Source organism: Streptomyces sp. NPDC091416, assembly GCF_044756845.1.
Classification (GTDB): Bacteria; Actinomycetota; Actinomycetes; order Streptomycetales; family Streptomycetaceae; genus Streptomyces.
Window position 1 is genome coordinate 662,792 of record NZ_JBIVTU010000003.1, and the last position, 15,938, is coordinate 678,729.

11 protein-coding genes and 3 pseudogenes are annotated in these 15,938 nt (G+C 69.5%); 9 read left to right on the forward strand and 5 right to left on the reverse strand.

What is annotated here, in order from left to right:
* Nucleotides 1-95 precede the first annotated feature (95 nt).
* The gene (locus tag ACIQMX_RS13435; protein WP_402477441.1) at nucleotides 96-1,091 is read right to left on the reverse strand and encodes an aldo/keto reductase; all 996 of its coding nucleotides are present in this window, start codon (nucleotides 1,089-1,091) and stop codon (nucleotides 96-98) included.
* Nucleotides 1,092-1,351: 260 nt separating this feature from the next.
* Between ACIQMX_RS13435 and ACIQMX_RS13440 the strand changes: the two genes are divergently transcribed.
* From ACIQMX_RS13440 to ACIQMX_RS13450, 3 genes are read left to right on the forward strand one after another with little or no spacing between them, the layout of a single operon-like run.
* On the forward strand, nucleotides 1,352-2,674 hold the full coding sequence (locus ACIQMX_RS13440; protein ID WP_402477444.1) for a four-carbon acid sugar kinase family protein: 1,323 nt from the start codon (nucleotides 1,352-1,354) through the stop codon (nucleotides 2,672-2,674).
* A 41-nt stretch (nucleotides 2,675-2,715) separates the two neighbouring features.
* Nucleotides 2,716-3,768 (forward strand): 4-hydroxythreonine-4-phosphate dehydrogenase PdxA, encoded by a 1,053-nt coding sequence (gene pdxA, locus ACIQMX_RS13445; protein WP_402477446.1) that lies wholly within the window; start codon nucleotides 2,716-2,718, stop codon nucleotides 3,766-3,768.
* Nucleotides 3,765-4,550 carry a DeoR/GlpR family DNA-binding transcription regulator gene (locus ACIQMX_RS13450; protein WP_363072545.1) on the forward strand — a complete coding sequence of 262 codons (786 nt, stop codon included), beginning with the start codon at nucleotides 3,765-3,767 and terminating at the stop codon, nucleotides 4,548-4,550. Before pdxA ends, ACIQMX_RS13450 begins: the two co-directional genes overlap by 4 nt.
* A gap of 200 nt (nucleotides 4,551-4,750) precedes the next feature.
* Here the strand turns inward: ACIQMX_RS13450 and ACIQMX_RS13455 are convergent.
* A pseudogene (locus tag ACIQMX_RS13455) lies at nucleotides 4,751-5,972 on the reverse strand (oxygenase MpaB family protein).
* Nucleotides 5,973-7,206: 1,234 nt separating this feature from the next.
* On the opposite strand from ACIQMX_RS13455, the gene pepN reads away from it, so the two are divergent.
* A complete protein-coding gene (gene pepN, locus ACIQMX_RS13460) occupies nucleotides 7,207-9,639 on the forward strand; it encodes an aminopeptidase N (RefSeq protein ID WP_402477449.1) in 2,433 nt (810 codons plus the stop codon).
* 557 nt (nucleotides 9,640-10,196) lie between these two features.
* On the opposite strand, the gene ACIQMX_RS13465 is transcribed toward pepN, so the two are convergent.
* A complete protein-coding gene (locus ACIQMX_RS13465) occupies nucleotides 10,197-10,823 on the reverse strand; it encodes an alpha-ketoglutarate-dependent dioxygenase AlkB (protein WP_363072551.1) in 627 nt (208 codons plus the stop codon).
* A 228-nt stretch (nucleotides 10,824-11,051) separates the two neighbouring features.
* On the opposite strand from ACIQMX_RS13465, the gene ACIQMX_RS13470 reads away from it, so the two are divergent.
* Nucleotides 11,052-11,345: a hypothetical protein gene (locus tag ACIQMX_RS13470; RefSeq protein WP_363072553.1), complete on the forward strand. Its 294-nt coding sequence runs from the start codon at nucleotides 11,052-11,054 to the stop codon at nucleotides 11,343-11,345.
* Nucleotides 11,346-11,861: 516 nt separating this feature from the next.
* Here ACIQMX_RS13470 and ACIQMX_RS13475 read toward each other — a convergent pair.
* Nucleotides 11,862-12,377 carry a hypothetical protein gene (locus ACIQMX_RS13475; protein WP_363072555.1) on the reverse strand — a complete coding sequence of 172 codons (516 nt, stop codon included), beginning with the start codon at nucleotides 12,375-12,377 and terminating at the stop codon, nucleotides 11,862-11,864.
* A gap of 593 nt (nucleotides 12,378-12,970) precedes the next feature.
* On the opposite strand from ACIQMX_RS13475, the gene ACIQMX_RS13480 reads away from it, so the two are divergent.
* Complete coding sequence (locus ACIQMX_RS13480; RefSeq protein ID WP_363072557.1) at nucleotides 12,971-13,339, forward strand: hypothetical protein; 369 nt, start codon at nucleotides 12,971-12,973, stop codon at nucleotides 13,337-13,339.
* A gap of 393 nt (nucleotides 13,340-13,732) precedes the next feature.
* Here the strand turns inward: ACIQMX_RS13480 and ACIQMX_RS13485 are convergent, their stop codons facing one another.
* On the reverse strand, nucleotides 13,733-14,173 hold the full coding sequence (locus ACIQMX_RS13485; protein ID WP_363072559.1) for a hypothetical protein: 441 nt from the start codon (nucleotides 14,171-14,173) through the stop codon (nucleotides 13,733-13,735).
* Between the two features lie 96 nt (nucleotides 14,174-14,269).
* Between ACIQMX_RS13485 and ACIQMX_RS13490 the strand changes: the two are divergent.
* The 3 genes and pseudogenes from ACIQMX_RS13490 to ACIQMX_RS13500 form a co-directional block, all read left to right on the forward strand.
* A pseudogene (locus tag ACIQMX_RS13490) lies at nucleotides 14,270-14,906 on the forward strand (transcriptional regulator); the annotation flags it as partial.
* Nucleotides 14,895-15,073: pseudogene (locus ACIQMX_RS13495) on the forward strand (XRE family transcriptional regulator); the annotation flags it as partial. The pseudogenes ACIQMX_RS13490 and ACIQMX_RS13495, both read left to right, overlap by 12 nt.
* Before the next feature lie 224 nt (nucleotides 15,074-15,297).
* The gene (locus ACIQMX_RS13500) at nucleotides 15,298-15,858 is read left to right on the forward strand and encodes a hypothetical protein (RefSeq protein WP_363072560.1); all 561 of its coding nucleotides are present in this window, start codon (nucleotides 15,298-15,300) and stop codon (nucleotides 15,856-15,858) included.
* The last annotated feature ends 80 nt before the right edge of the window (nucleotides 15,859-15,938 follow it).

Genomic DNA, 15,938 nt, shown 5'->3' on the forward strand with positions numbered 1-15,938 from the left:
CCTCGACCGGCGCCCACTCCGTCGCAGGGCGGGGCCGGTTGCGGCGGGAGCGTCCGAGCGGCGTCGTCGGGCGGGCCGGCCCTCAGCGCCGGCCCTCAGCGGTGGTAGGGAGGCATGGGGCCGCGCAGGCCGTTGCTCGCCCGTTCACAGGCTTCGGTGACGTCGCTGGGCAACGGGCCCGACGCGGCAGCCTCCAGGTTGCCGCGTAGCTGGACGGTGTCGGACGAGCCGATCAGGACCGCGTGGGTGGAGTCCCGGTGCAGCAGCCAGCGCAGCGCCAGGGCGGCGAGCGGGATCCCGGCCTGCTCGGCCACGTCCGTCAGCCGGGCCACGGCCGCGAGCAGCTCGTCGTTCCAGTAGCGGTCGTGGTAGGCACCGGCGAGCCGGGAGGTGGTGAACCGGCCCGCCCCGGGCTTCTCCCGCCCGGAGTAACGCCCGGTCAGCAGACCGCCCGCCAGGGCGTTGAAGGCCATCAGGCGGATTCCGCCCGCGCTGGGGTGCGCGGCGTACTCGATGAACTCCTCCTCGATGCGGCGGGCCAGCAGATTGTGCAGCTGCTGGGCCACCACGGGCCGCGGCGCGTCCATCTCGTCGGCGAGCCGCATGAGTTCGGCCACCCGCCAGGCAGGGAAGTTGGAGACCCCCAGTGCCCGGATGCGGCCTTCGGACGCCAACTCCGCCACCGCCTCCATCGTTTCGGCCGCCGGTGTCGCGTGGTCGGGCTGGTGCAGATAGAAGAGGTCGACGTACTCCGTACCGAGCCGCTTCAGGCTGCCCTCCAGCGCGGCCCGCAGTCCCGCACGCGACAGGGGGGCATGGCCTTCCTGGTCGGGGTGCGGGATGCCGGCCTTGGTGGCCAGCACCATCCGGTCGCGTCGTGACGGCAGCAGCCCCGCGAGAATGCGCTCCGTCTCTCCGCCGGCGTAGACGTTCGCCGTGTCCACCCCCGTGATGCCCGCGTCGAGCGCCAGGTCGAGCAGGTCGGCGGCGCCCGCCCGGTCGACGGTGTCGCCGAACGTCATGGTGCCGAGCACCAGAGGGGACAACGGAACGGCTACGCCCGGGAGACGGATGTCGCGGCCGGTGGCCATGGGGGATTCCTTCCACGAAGGCGGCGGTGTCGCCGAGCCTGCCCGGAACTCCGGGCCGCTGGGCGTGCGATCGACGGTGGCAGTCCTGCGCACTTCACGCAAGGGTCTCGCGCGAAATGCGCATGACTGCCATGCTGGCCGCGAAGGCCGGGACCACCGTGGGGCTGCGGCAGGCTGTATCGCGCGTGGCCCCGGCGGCTGCTCGGCCCAGCCCGCGGGCGGGGGAACCGCGCGCGACGGAAGAGAGAAGGAGGCCGCTCGTGCCGCCCGTGCCGTTCGAAGGGTTCGACGAAGCGGGCTCGTCGCTCGTGGTGCTCGCGGACGACCTGTCCGGGGCTGCGGAGTGCGCGGCCCTGCTGCCCCGCTGCCGCGTGATCGATCTCGACCCGGCAGCCCCGGGTTCCCCCGGACGGACCCGGGTCATCGACCTCGACTCGCGGCGGAGCAGCGCCGCCGGGGCGGCGCTGCTCGTGGCCCGCGCGGTACAGCGCCACGAACCGGCCGGCGGGCGGCTGCTGAAGAAGGCCGACTCGCTGCTGCGGGGCCATTTCGCCCCGGAGACCCGGGCGTTCGGGGAAGGGGCGGAAGGTCTCCTGGTGATCCCCGCACTGCCCGCTGTCGGCCGGACCGTCCGCGACGGGGTCGTACGGCTGCACGGAGTCCCCCTGCACCGCACGGACGCCTGGCGGGCGGAACCCGGACCGCCGCCCCGGTCGGTGGCCGAGGCACTCGGCGCTGCCCGCACCGCCGCCGTACGCCTGGACGGGATACGGGCCGGAGCACGGAGCCTGGAACACCGGCTGCGCTCCGCTCTCGCCGCCGGCAGGGCCGTGGTGTGCGACGCGGAGACGGACGCCGACCTGGACGCCCTCGCAGGAGCCCTGCTCAGCCTGCCGCGCACCGTACGGACCGTAGGCGCCGGCGGTATCGTCGCCGCCCTGGGACGGCGGTCCGCCGCCGGGTCGCAGCGCACCCGCCCCGAGGGACGGATCACCGGCCCCGGCCGGCCGGCACCCCAGTCCCCCCGTCCGGTCGCGGTCGTCGTCGGCACCGCACACAGCGGCGCGGCTGCGCAGATCGCGCAGCTGTCCGCGCGTGGTGCCCAGCACATCGCCCTTCCCGCCGCTTCCCTGGCCGCCGTCCCCCGGAGCGGCCGGCCCGCCGCACCCGGCCACGAGCACCGCGCCTCCGTCGGCCGCGCCCCGTACACGAGCCCCGGGTCCGTCCGACTGCCCGGCCCGGTCACCGTGTTCAGCATCGCCCCCACCGGCACACTCGATCCCTCGGCTGCGCCCCGTCTCGTGCACGGCCTGTGCCGTGCCGTCGCCGGCCGGCTGCCGCCGAACGCCGATCTGGTCCTCACCGGGGGCGAGACCGCCCGGACCCTCCTGGACGCGCTCGCGGTCACCTCACTGCTGCCCGTGGTGCAGGTGCACCACGGCGCGGTGCTCTGCCGCACCCCGCAAGGACGCCGTGTCGTCATCCGTCCGGGAAGCCACGGCGGCCCGGACTCCCTGGTGCGCATGGTCGAGGCGCTGTATCCGGACCGTGACCGCCCGGACCGCGCCCAAACGACGCCCTGAACGCCCGCAGGCAGGAACACCCCATCCGATGGAGGACCGCGATGAACGCCCCCTTGCACAGCCCCGGCCGGCCCCGGACGGCCACCCCTGCCGACGACCGCCGCCCCCTGGTCGCGGTCACGATGGGAGACGGCGCGGGTGTGGGCCCCGAGGTCGTCATGTTGGCGCTCGGGCACCCCGACACCGTCCACGGCTGCCGGCCCCTGGTCATCGGTGACGCCCGCAGGCTTCGCGAGGCCGCCGTCCTCACCGGCAGTGGCGACACCGTGGTCACGGTGACCGGACCCACGGACGCCGACTGGACTCCCGGCCTCGTCAACGTCGTCGACCTGGATCTGCTGCCCGCCGGTCTGCCCTGGGGCCGGCTCTCCCCGGAGGCGGGCGAGGCCGCCTACCGCTACGTCGAAGAGGCCGCGCGGCTCGCGGTGCGCGGCGACGTCGACGCCATCTGCACGGCTCCCCTCAACAAGGAGGCCCTGCGGCTGGCCGGTCACGAGTACGCCGGACACACCGAACTGCTCGCAGAGCTGACGGGCGTGGACGAGGTGTCGATGATGCTGACCACCCCCGACCTCAAAGTCATCCACGTCACCACCCACCTCGGCCTCATCGACGCGGTGAACCGCATCGATCCGCCGCTGGTGGAGCGCACCGTGCGCCGCGGTCACCAGGCGCTGGTGCGGTCGGGGACCGCCGAGCCCGTCATCGGTGTCTGCGGCATCAACCCGCACGCGGGCGAGAACGGCCTCTTCGGCAACGGCGAGGAGGAGGCGAAGATCGCTCCCGCCCTCGAAGCGCTGCGCGCCGACGGCATCGACGCCCGAGGTCCGCTTCCCGCGGACACGGCGTTCTTCCTGGCGGCGCGGGGCGACTACGATCTGGTCGTGGCGATGTACCACGACCAGGGCCACGCCCCGGTCAAGGTCCTCGGCATCGAGAACGGCGTCAACGTCACCGTCGGACTCCCCGTTATCCGTACCTCCGTCGACCACGGCACTGCCTTCGACATCGCCGGAACCGGCACCGCCCAGGGCGGCAGCATGGTCGAGGCGCTTCGCCAGGCGGTCGCCCTTGCCACCGAAAGGCACCGATGACGAGTACGGAAGCCCGTGCCAGGCGCGAGAGCATCGTGGAGCTGGCGCAGGACGCCGGCCCGACGGGGGTGGACGAGCTGAGTGTGCGCTTCGCGGTGAGCCCGTCCACGATCCGCCGCGATCTCGCCCGTCTCACCGCCGACGGACGCCTCGCCCGCACGTACGGCGGAGCCATGGCGCTGACCGCATCCGCGGAGACGTCCCTGCAGCGGCGTACGGCCGAGGCGGCCGAGGCCAAGCGGGCCATCGCGGCGCTCGCGGTGACCCTCATCCCGCCGGGCTCCACGGTCCTGTTCGACGCCGGCTCCACGGTGGCCGCGCTGGCCCGGACCCTGCGCGCAGTGGCGGACGGCGTCACCGTCGCGACCCCCAGTCTGTCCGCGGTGTACGAACTCGGCGGGGCCGAAGGCGTGCACCTCACCTGCCTGGGTGGCCACTACCGGCCGCTCAGCCACGCGTTCGTCGGCCCGCTCGCCGAAGCGGCGCTGGAACGGATGACGTTCGACGCGGTGTTCCTCGGCACTGACGGCGTCTCACCCGCACACGGGATCTGCGAGGCCGACGCGGAGCAGATCAGGCTCAAGGAACTGATGGCACGCAGGTCGCACCGGGTCTACGTCCTCGCCCACGCGGCGAAGCTGGGAGCGGCGCCCTTCCACGCCTGGGCCCCCTGGCAGCCCGGCTGGACCCTCGTCACCGACACCTCGGCGGACCCGTCCCTGCTCGACGCGTTGCGTGCCCGCGACGTCGAGGTGCTGCTCGCACCGCCGACGCCCGGCTGACCTGGCGACAGCGACGTCCGGCACCCCCCGGCCGCACGGGTGGAACGCGAAATGGGGCCGACGGCGCAAGGAGGCAGGTGAACGACGGCGCCGACGCCGCGGTCGTGGACATCGACTGGTGTCCGGCGCCGCCGGGACCGGCCGGCTGCCCCGGGCGCCTTGCGACCCGGGGCGCGCCGCTGCCCACCGGGCAGTAGCCGTCAGGAAGGACGGTTCGTGTCCGGGATGCTGATGGCGATCGGCTTGGCCTCGCCGAGGAAGAGCAGGACGAACTTGCGGATGGCCTCTTCCAGCACCCAGGCGACGGACGGGATGACGGGAAAGGAGATCAGGCCCTCGCGGAAGGCGACCAGCAGGGGCCAGGCGGCTGCGATGAGCGGCTTCAGGACGGGTTCCTTGGACAGCCCGATCATGTCTCCGACCCGGTCGCCGAGCGTGTACCTGGCGAAGGCGCTGATCAGGGGGCGCGTGAGGCCGAGGTCGAGCTCGGCCACGATGTCGAGGAGGACCTCGGTCAGTGCCACGCCCTCGTCACTCGCGGCCAGGATGGGGTCGAGGACTTGAGCGGACTGGGCGTTGGCCGCGTCCCAAGTGGCGGGAATGTACTCCTGCCGCACACCGAGCATGGCGGCGCTGACCTGCCACACATGCAGGTAGGCGTCCGAGTCGGCGGAGCTGATGCGCACCCGCCAGTCCTTCAGCCTCTGCATGACGAATGTGGCCAGGCTGTGCCAGGTGACGAGGATATCCGCCTGGCTGATCGGTATCGTCTGACCGCCGCTCGTCTGCGTCCACCCCGGGGACTGGGGGAGCAGGTGCCGTACGGCGGCGTGCACCATCCGCGTTTTCACGCATGTCACGATCATCGAGCCCGTCGGCCGGTAGGCGTCCAGATCTCCGATGTCGTAGCCGAGCCTCGCGGTCTTGGCGATGCGGTCCTTCATGTCGGCGCCGCCCTTGGAGTAGTACACCGCGCGCGCCTCGCGGGGTATGGCGGTACTCATCAGGCCGCTGCCGAGGCCGTACAGCGCCCCGACGTAGATCCCCTTCGTCTTGCTGAACTGGGAGCCGCGGTCGAGCTTCGTACGGTCCGCCCAGGCCGGAAGCTGGCGGGCCTTCTCCATGAAGTCCCGTACATCCGTGGGGAGTTCCGCGGGGAGGGGCTGGTCGTTGCGGGTCCACTTCGCCAGTGCCGCATTGACCCTGGCTACGTCGCCGCGGTCGATGACCGCCGCCAGGACCGGGTCGGCCTCGTCGTCCCACCCACCCCGGGTCCAGGCCGGCGCCGGCGCCCGCCACGGAGCCGGTCGCCGGCCAGGTCCACGGGGGCCGGGCGCCGGCGGGGGTGGCCATGCTCAGTGCTCCGGCGGCGCCGAGGGCTCCGCCTGCCAGTAACATCTTGCGCCTGCTCAATCCGTCCATGTGCTCGAACTCCTTGTTGAGTGCCGGTCGCTGAACCGGCGAGCGGATCGTGGGTTCCCGGGAGAGCTGTCACATCCGGTCGAAGGCCGCGGGCCCCGTCAGGGTGCGCCAATGCTCGAATGACGTGCTCACGTCATGCATGTGTGCGGTCTCGAAGTCTTGTCCCGGAATGTGTGGCGGTTTGTGACGGCGGTGCGGTTCGGCCTGCCTTGAGCGCTCCGGGCTTCGTGGGGGGTGGGGAGAGGGGCGGTCGGGACCGAGGTCCAGGGGTGACCTGTTCGCGGCCCTCGGGCGTGCGGTGAGCCGCCGGGTGGAGCGAGGTCGTCGAACGTCCGTGGGGGCAGGTTCACATCGGGCTTCAGTCTGCGGTATCCAGCGAGATTCTCCCTTGACTTACTCGCTTCATCGAAGAGGAGGAGGTCGTAACTACCTTTCAGGGCCTGATAGTTCAAGACAGCCTGCGCTCGGCGGGAAGTGTCGAAGTATGTGATTCTTCATTAACATAATGGACGCAACTGCCGTCGGCAACGGTGGTGACGATGTTCGGCATCGGGCTGGTGACCCCATGCGCGTTTCGGCGTGGTTCGTCCGCGGCCGGAGGCGCCGCGCAACGGATCGCGACCCTGGCCCCGGTCGCTCCTTGGCCCCGGGGCGCGCGGACATTCCTCGCTCGTAACCAGTCGCGTCCCGGCCCACCGGATTCGAGCCCGTAGCGGGCCCACACCGCCTTCTGCTGTGGCGACGGCCCGGTGCACGATCGCGTGGCCACCGGGACGGCGGGCGGCGGCGAGGCATCAGGGCACGCCGGCCTCCCGGAGCAGGCGCCGCTGATGTCGCGGTGTCCGGGCCGGCCTTGCGGGCCGTCTCGACCAGCAGAGCGCCCCCAGCCTGCGCGAGCAGCGTTCGGCTGCCGCCCTGGATCCGGACACGCAGGCACGCCCGGATAGGCTGCCGCACCTGGAGAGCGCTTCTTTCGGCGCAGCCGGCAGAACCCTGGACACGTCCCGTCGTTGCAGGTCAGGGTTACTATTCGGTCCTGATCAAGCACCGGACGTCCTGCCGCCTTGCGAAAGCAAGAGAGCATGCCCCGATGCTCTGCCTTCAAGGTCCTGGAGCAGGGCGCCGGTCAGCCGTCAGGAGACGCGGTGCAACCACCGGCTCGCCCGGGGTTCCTTGCGGTGGCAGCTGGGCGGCGTGGTGCGCGTGGCGCATGAAAACCATCGAGAGGAAAGCAGTGAGCGGCAGGAGTCTGACCCGAACCGAGGCCGAACAGCGCGCGAGCCTGCTGACGGTCGAGCGGTACGAGGTCACCGTGGACCTTTCGGGTCTGTTGACCGGCTCGCGGATCCGGTGCGAGTCCGTCATCACGTTCACCTGCCACCGGCCGGGGGCCGACACCTTCGCCGATTGCGCTGCGGCGGTGGAGAGCGCCACGCTGAACGGGGTGGCGCTGCCGTCAGCTGCCGAGGGACGGATCGCGCTCACGGCTCTCGCCGAACGCAACGTCCTGACAGTGGTGTCAGTGACGGAGTGCCTGGCGGATGGCCGGGGCGTACACAAAACGGTCGACCCCACCGACGGCGAGACATACGTCTGCACCGACTTCACCCCTGACTACGCCCGGTACGTGTGGGCCTGCTTCGATCAGCCGGACCTCAAGGCGCCGTGGGCGTTCACCGTGACCGCTCCTGCGGGCTGGCGAGTACTGAGCAACTGCGGTGATCCGCAGATCGAGGACCTCGGTTCCACGCGACGCTGGAGTTTCCCGCCGACACCGCCGCTGGCGACCTACAACACCGTGATCAACGCGGGCCCGTACTACGAGGTGCGTCGTCGCGGAGCCGGTCATGATCTGGGCCTCTTCGCCAGACGGTCGCTGGCGCCGATTCTTGACCGGGACGCCGACGAACTGTTCACCCTGACGACTCAGGGACTCGAGTTCTTCGCCGACAGGTTCGGCATGCCGTTTCCCCAGAACAAGTACGACCAGGTCTTCACGCCCGGGTTCCCCGGTGCGATGGAGAACTTCGGCTGTGTCACCTGGATGGACTGGTTCCTTCGCAGGACCACGCCGACCAGGGCGGAGTGGGACCTCTTCTCGCGGTATCTGCTGCACGAACTCGCGCACATGTGGTTCGGCAACATCGTCACGATGCGGTGGTGGGACGACCTGTGGCTGAACGAGGCGTTCGCGGAGTTCGCGAGCAACTGGGCCGCGGAGAGTGTGACCTCGTACACCGACGCCTGGACGGCCCACCTGGCCAACGAGCAGCTCAAGGCCTATTTCCTGGACCAGGGCCCGGTGTCGCACCCCATCCGCCAGGAGGTCAACGACGTCTCCGAGGCGGAAGCGACTTTCGACGCCATCACCTATCCCAAGGGCGCCTCGGTACTGCGCCAGATGATGACGTACGTCGGCGAGGAAGACTTCTCCGCAGGTCTCGCCGCCTACTTCGCCGCGCACGCCTGGGGCAGCACCACGCTGCAGGACCTGATGGATACGGTCGCCGGCAGCAGCGGACGCGACATGGACGCATGGCGTACGGGTTGGCTGGAGACAGCGGGCACTGACCGGCTGACTCTCGACCACGACAGCGAGGGTTTCATTCTGGTCGCCCAGGGACCGGCCGGCCTGCCGCGCCCGCATGTGCTTGCCGTCGGCGCCTACGCGCGTTCCGGGGACCGCCTGGAGCGGACGGCACGCGTCGAAGTCGAGGTGGAGGGCGAACGGACCCGGCTGGACCTGCCGGCAGGAGCCGATCTGTACCTGGTCAACGACGAGGACCTCACCTTCGCCTCGACGCGACCTGACTCCACGACCAGAGACACGTTCTTCGACAACGCAGGCCGCCTGCCCTCCCCGACCGCACGGGGTGTCGCCGTCACCACAGCCTGGGACATGCTGATGAACGGCGAGGCCACAGCCGCTGAAGCCGTGCGGTGTCTGAGCGGTGTGCTGGCCGTCGAGACGTCCGCCTCGGCGCTGGAGCCCTACCTCAACCTGGCTGTCGAGGCCGCGGACCTGTGGAGCCCCGAGCCGGAGCGGGAGAAGTTGCTGCGCGCAGTGGCCGCGACGTGCCGCAGCCTTTCCACGGTCAGCGCCCACCGCAAAGCGGCGCTACGCGGCTTCGCCCGCACCGCGACCGGGCTGGAGGACGTCGCATGGCTCCAGACCGAGGCCGGGGACGACCTCGATCTCCAGTGGCGCGCACTCGTCCGCAAGGCCCAGCTCGGAGAGCAGACCACAGCCGAGGCACAGGCCCTGCTCCAGCGGGACCCGGACCCCGATGCGTGGGTCAGCAGGCTCCAGGTCCGCGCGGCCACGCCGGACGCGGCCGAGAAGAAGGCTGTGTGGCAGACGCTGATGACGGACCGCGAGGTGCCCCTCGCATTGGTCCACTCGGTGGCGGCGCTGTTCTGGAGCGCCGGTCAGGACGATCTGCTGACAACCCACACGGCGGCATACCTCGATCTCGTGTCAACCATCCAGAACACCGGAACCATGCCGGCGACGGTCTACACCAGGAGTCTCTTCCCGCTGTTCGGTATCGACCGGACCTTCCTGGAACGAGCGGAAAGCCTGGCGGCACAGACGGTCCCGGTCGTCCGCACGAACCTCCTGGACCGGGCCGACCGAATGCGCCGCGTCCTGCGCTCCCGCGGCTGACCTCGGCGCCCCGTCAGGGGCTGCTCGGTGGCTGAGCGATGGTGCACGGCCCACTCACCGGTGCGGTACTGATCGGCATCCGGCTCGCCGGGCAGATCGAGGGCCTTCTCCAAGGCGGCCAGGGCGGTCCGGTCCTTACCGGCGTAGGTGTGACCCGCCCGTGCTCGTAGGCCAGGGCTGTGTCCGGGGAACGGTCGGCCGCCTCGAAGGCGGCGGCCCGGGGCTCGTCGGTGATACGACGGCCTGATCGAGGTGGTCGAGCTGGGCGAGGGCGTCGGCAAGGCCGTCGAAGCCCTGCTGCTCGGCCTGCTGCGAGCTCGCGCAGGGCGTTGCTGAGCTGCTCGTAGCGCGGGGCCAAGGCGCGGGCCGCGACCGCCTGGTTCATGACCGCGCGGGCGAAGACGAGCCGGAGGGCCAGTCGGGATCGACGATGACTGTGAGAGGCGGGGCAGAGCTGATTGGCGGGAGGCCGGACGCGAGGATGGGTGGCCTGTCTGGCCCACGAGGCCTGCGAGCGTCGGCCCTGCCGAGCCTCCTCGGGGCCCTTCCCCCTCACATCACCGCACTCCGTGGGGACGGAACTGGACACTGATCCGAGGCCCCCGGGCATGAGTTGTCTTGGGGATCGCGTGCTGCCACGTGCGCTGGCACGACCCGCCCATGACGATCAGGTCGCCGTGGCCCAGAGGCCTGCGCACGGTGTCGCCCCCGCGGCACGGCCTCAGGAGCAGATCGCGCGGTGCACCCAGGGAGAGGATCGCCACCATCGTGTCCTGGTGGGAGCCGCGTCCGGTCAGGTCGCCGTGCCAGGCGACGCTGTCGCGCCCGTCCCGGTAGTAGCAGAGCCCTGCCGTCGTGAAGGGTTCCCTCAGCTCGTCGCGATAGTGGGCGGAGAGCGCGTCGCGGGCCTCGTCCAGGACGCGGCTCGGCAGTGTGTTCCCGGCTCGGTAGAAGGCGAGCAACCGCGGCACGTCGACCGTCCGGTCGTACATCTGCCGCCGCTCGGCCCGCCAGGGCACCTCCGCGACCAGCGAGCTGAAGAGCTCGTCGGCGCCGCTCAGCCAGCCCGGCAGCAGGTCGATCCAGGCCCCGTCGCCGAGGACCGTCCTGTGCAGCCCGGTGAGGCGGCCCAGGTGCGGGCGATCGGCCTGATCGAACAGTGAACCCTGGAGATGAACGGACATGAGAACCAGCCTAGCGTGAATAGAACACATATTCGACATTGTGGTCGCGGTGACGAAGTGACCAGGCCTGGCCTTGTTCACTTTCGGCAGCAGCTTTCGTCGGCCTCTTCGGAGGCGGTGGGTGATCCAGGCCTCCGCAGATGTGGACGAGAATTGACGGTGCTCAGGACGTTCGGGGCATGACCGGGAGACGACCGCGGATCTGTGCGGCGAGGAGGTGCTGCGACGGTGATCAGAGGGTTGCATCCGGAGAGGACGGCCAGGCTTGAGGCGCTCGTGGATGAGTGCCGACCGCTGCTGGCGAGTGCTGGTGGGATGGATGTCGTGCAGAGGCTGCTGAGTGAGCTTGGGGTTGAGGTGCTCGACGCGGTGGTGATCACGCGCGAGCTGCTGGGGGCCGGCCCCACGGCACTCGGCGAGGCGAAGACCATCGTTCTGACGAGTCCAGGTAGGGGGCGCGAGCTTCGAGTGCACGAACAGTTCATGGATGACCTGGAGCGAAGCGGCGGTCTCGACCGGTGATGAGAACCAGCATCGTGTACGAGACCCTTCCGTCCCCGCGGCGGACCTCCTGCATCCGTCGCAGATCCCCGATGACTGTCCGTCGGTTCGCTGCCCCCCTCTCTGGCCTGGCCACACGTCGCACACGTCGCACACATCGTGCGATCGTCCGGTCAACGAGGCCGGGACGCCGAAGGCAACGCCTCCCACGCACATCAACTGCACAGCGCAAGTCGGAAAGTTGACTCGTGCGTGAAGAAGAACTCCGCGGGCCAGGGCGCCGATCTCCTCCACCATCCGCATCGACAGGGCGCGCCCTCCTCCGAGGAACGCGGTACGGAAGAGGCGTCCTTGTTCTGGAGGAGTAGTACAAAACCCAGGGGTGAGCATTGCCCGCACGAACGGCGGTCACCTTCAGGACACCGTCCTCTCGAAGCACGGTGGCCCATCGCCCTCGCGCGAGGTGCGGCACGCCTGGTGATTGGCTGGGGCTCCGGCCCATTCGTGTTGAGCCCGTGCCCACCTCGTCCGGTCCGCCTACGAAGAAGCGCCGGTCAGGTCGATGGTGAGGACGTCTTCGTCGCGCGCGGGATGCTCGATCGTGATCGAGCCTGCGGCGCCGACGTAGGCTCCGGTACCTCCGGTGACGGCGAAAACGTGGGACCACTGCCGGGCGTTGGCCAGCGGCTCGGTCACCGCAGGAAGCGGCCGCTGGAACGCGGTGACAGCCGTGATCAGGCCGTCGTCCAGGCTCAGGACCAGTGTCGCCATGACGAACGAACCGTCCAGCCCCACGGCGACGGGCAGACAGTGCGCGTTCTCGGTGCCCACACTGCGGCCCTGCGCGTCCGACAGGTCGTACCGCACGAAGTAGGGGACTCCAGCCGTGAGTACCTCCGGGATGTTTGCGCCTGTGCGCCTGCCCGTGAGGACGATGGGGCTGGCGGCACGACCGGCTCCGTGGGCGGTCCCGCCGGCCCCCACGACCACCCCGCCGCCGATCGCCGCTGCCGAGGTGAGCTGCAGAAGGCTCCTGCGATCCATGTCACTCATTGTCTGCCTCATACCTTGTCCGCCGTGTCCCTGGGCGCGGTTGCGCCGCACCGGTAACCGCCTTTCAGACCGGAACGGATCGCCTCGCGCGCACAATTCGCCGGAACGGAGGAGCGCGCGACAGGCGAAACACCTGGAGAGGCCGGCAACCCCGCGAGTCCCGTGTGATCCGGATGGCCGCCCGGGACCGGCTGCCGGTGGGTTCCGTGAGCACGCGCGGCAGATGGACGTGGAGGTGCTCGACACCGACCTGGCGGCCCCGGTTGCGGAGCGCGCGGGCAAACATCTCGGTGAGGCTGCATGCCCTGTGGCGACCTCCTGTTCCCTTGCCTATTGCGAGCCGTTGCTTCTGGTATCGATCGATCAGTCGCGGTTCACCTGGCCCCGCCCCCTGAGTCCTGCCTCAGCTGAAAGCCCTGATAGAACCCCGTAGTGTGCGCGGCATTAAGGGTTCTTACTTCATTCCGATCGATCTGCGATCGGAATGAAGGCGAGGCGTCAGCCGCAACCGCAGACTGCGGGGCTGCTGCGGCAGCCTCGTTGAGTACCGTGATGGCTGCTTGAACCGTTAAACACATCGAGAGGTCGACGCCATGCCCACCGCCAGGTTCTTCTTCGACGCAGGATCAGGCACAGTCCTGTGGGCGGCGCCGGAGGACCGGGAGGCGTGGGGGTATCCGGTTGATCCGGACCGGCTACCGATCAGTCACGACCTCCGCGACGACCTGAGCAGGCTGGTAGCTCGCTACGATACGTCGCTGAACTGGGATTATCCCCCGGATCCGGGACCGTGGCGTGAAGCGGAATGCCACGACTTCAACGAGGCGGTACGCCAAGCGCTCGGTCGCCTTCGCACCGAACTCGGCCCGGCCTGGCAGATTCACGACGAGTTCTACGCACTCCACGAAGACCCGGACCTCGACCGCTACCTGGCCGACCCAGCCGGATTTGTCCGCGCCTGAGGGACAGACCTTGACCTCACCGGACGCACCCAGCACGACTGCGCCCGGTGACGGTGCACGGCAGCGACTGGACCCTGTTCGTCGCCGACGTCAGCCCGTTCGGCGTCGACTTGGTACTGGCCGCCGCAAGCGGCACAGCGAGTCGATGACCCCGAACCCACGGGTTTGTCCCGCAGAATCAGATCAATCCGCCTCGGGTTCATTCCGAAGAACCTTCAGTGTCTGCAAACTCGCGGGCTGCCCTGTAGCAGTTCATATGGTGGGTAGAGGGCTGCTGACCTACTGGCGTGCCATGTAATTTGAGAACGTTGCCTCACGGCATTCTCAAACGGCATGACTTTCGCGGAAATCTGCTGACGGCGAGACGGCCGGCTCAGCCATCCGGCTCGTCGGTCAGACTGCTCCTGGTCGCCCGGGCGGTGCCGTGGTTGGTGGTGGCGCTTCCTCGGGCAGCAGGCACCAACCGAGGTGCGCGGTGAGGAACGTGGCGATCTCGTGCGGATGGGTGAACTCCGCAGGCAGGTCATCCGGCCGGGGCTGGCAGAGCCCAATTAGTTCATCTCGCAGCTGAGCGTCCAGGACCGGTGACTGGTAGCGGTCGATGGTCCCTCGAAAGAACAGCCAGTCGAAGACCCGGACAGCCGGGCAACGGCCAGACTGCGGCATTTCCGCCAGATGCCCGTCTTGCCAGGAGCCGACGTAGACGTAGTGCGCTTGCTTCAGTGCTCCGTCGACGGTCGGAGTGGGGAGATCCTTGAGGTTCCAGTAGATACGGGCTTCGGCTTCAGGTATGGGTTCCGGGATGGCGGCAAGCCAGAGACGATATTCGAGCACCGAATCAGCCTGACAGACCATTTCAGCTGGGATGCCCAGTCAGACGACCCATCGGCCAGTCCTCTCGCCTTCTGTCTCACGGAAGTCTCGTTCGTGGTCGTCGATGTCACGGTTGGTCAGCTGCTCGCACACTGCGTCGGCGGACTCGTCCTGGACGTGCCCGCCACGTCGGTTCCGGACCTGGTCGACTGGACCCTGCGGGAGGCGAGGCTGGGTGCGCCGAGGCTGTCCGGGCCGGACAGGGACGCGCCGACCCGCTGATCGTGCTCACCGAGGCCGCGCGCGAGCGCTTCGGTCTGCCTCTCCACCTCACCGACGAAGAGCGTCTGTCCGGCCGACCGGCGGAGGGACACAAGGTCACTGAACAGCTGGCACGCGCGGACTGGCAGCTCACCAAGCGCGGCTTCGGCCCGTGTACGAGGATCTACCGACCCGCGAAGGGCTCCGAGCGGATGTGCGTGCAACTGTGCATCCCGGGCTGGGACGCGCTCGACACCCGCCACTGGAGCGACGCCGCGACGCTTCCGCCGGCGGAATTCGCCCGGCTGCTCGTACGTACGCAGCCCGGGTGATGACAGCGTGCGGTTCGACGGAGGTGACCGGCCTGGAACTGATGACCACCCCGCACCCACCGACGCGGGCTTCCGGGAGGGACGCGGCGGGCAGGCGGCACAGCGAACACAACTCCGGCAGCCTCGGCAAGGACCCTGTACACCCGGCGCCGCACCACGCCGCCCTCCTCTTCGCCGCCCAGGAGCAGGGCGCGCGCCCGACCGACGTTTTCAGGAGAGCGCCGCCGAAGGGCTCAAGGAGGTGTGCTTCCAGGACAACGGCCGCTGCGCCGGGAGCCTGGAGGAAGTCCGGATGAGCGACGTGGAGCACATTGAGTTCGATCGGTAGCCGGTCCGCGAACAGAGAGCGGCCCGTGCCGCGTGCGACTGAGCGTTCCGGCCGGCGGGCGAGCGTATGAGCCGGCGATCAGATGTGGCTGGGCGCTCCAGCCGGAGTGGACAGCGAGTGGTGGCCGGGGCTTTCACCGCAAGGGGGTCGGTGCGGCAGGTGGGCGCAGGCGTCAGGAGGAGCGACGCTGATTGGCTGTCAGTGCCGGATGGGACTCTGACGGGATGCCGCACATTCCGATTCAGGTCAAGCGTGATCGTGTCATGGCGAAGTGGATCAAGGAGATCGGCCCCGAAGCGGCTCGCGCGAAGGCGATGGCCGACCTCACGGCCGGGGCTGTGCCGCCGTGGCGCGAGCACCGAGAAATCATCCTGACTTCCTACCTGGTGCGCAAACGGCTGCGCGAGGAGCTGCCGGAGCCGGAGAAGGAGGGCGGCCGGCTGTACGTCCTCGGATTCCAGGGCCTGCGCCCCGTGGTCAAGGTGGGATCCACCGGCAACACGGAGGGGCAGTTCGACACGTACGAGATCCAGGCGCGGAACCTCGGTTTCGCTCTGCTTGACGGATGGGTCTCCGCCCCGGTCGGAACGCGGAAGGAGGCGTTCAAGCAGGAGAGCACCATCCTCTCGCTCCTGCACCAGGTGCTGAACGGACACATCGTCGGCGGCCGGATCTTCGAGTGGTTTCACGGCCACGACTTCGAACGGATCAAGGAGCTTGTGCAACATCCGGACGTACTCCTCGAGCAGTACCTGTCAACGTTTCCGGTGAGGCCGCCGGTGTAGTCGGATCAGCATGCCCCAGTGCTCGACCCGCTGATGGATAGACCCGCACCGACCGCTTTCCTGACCGGGTATTCCGGGGC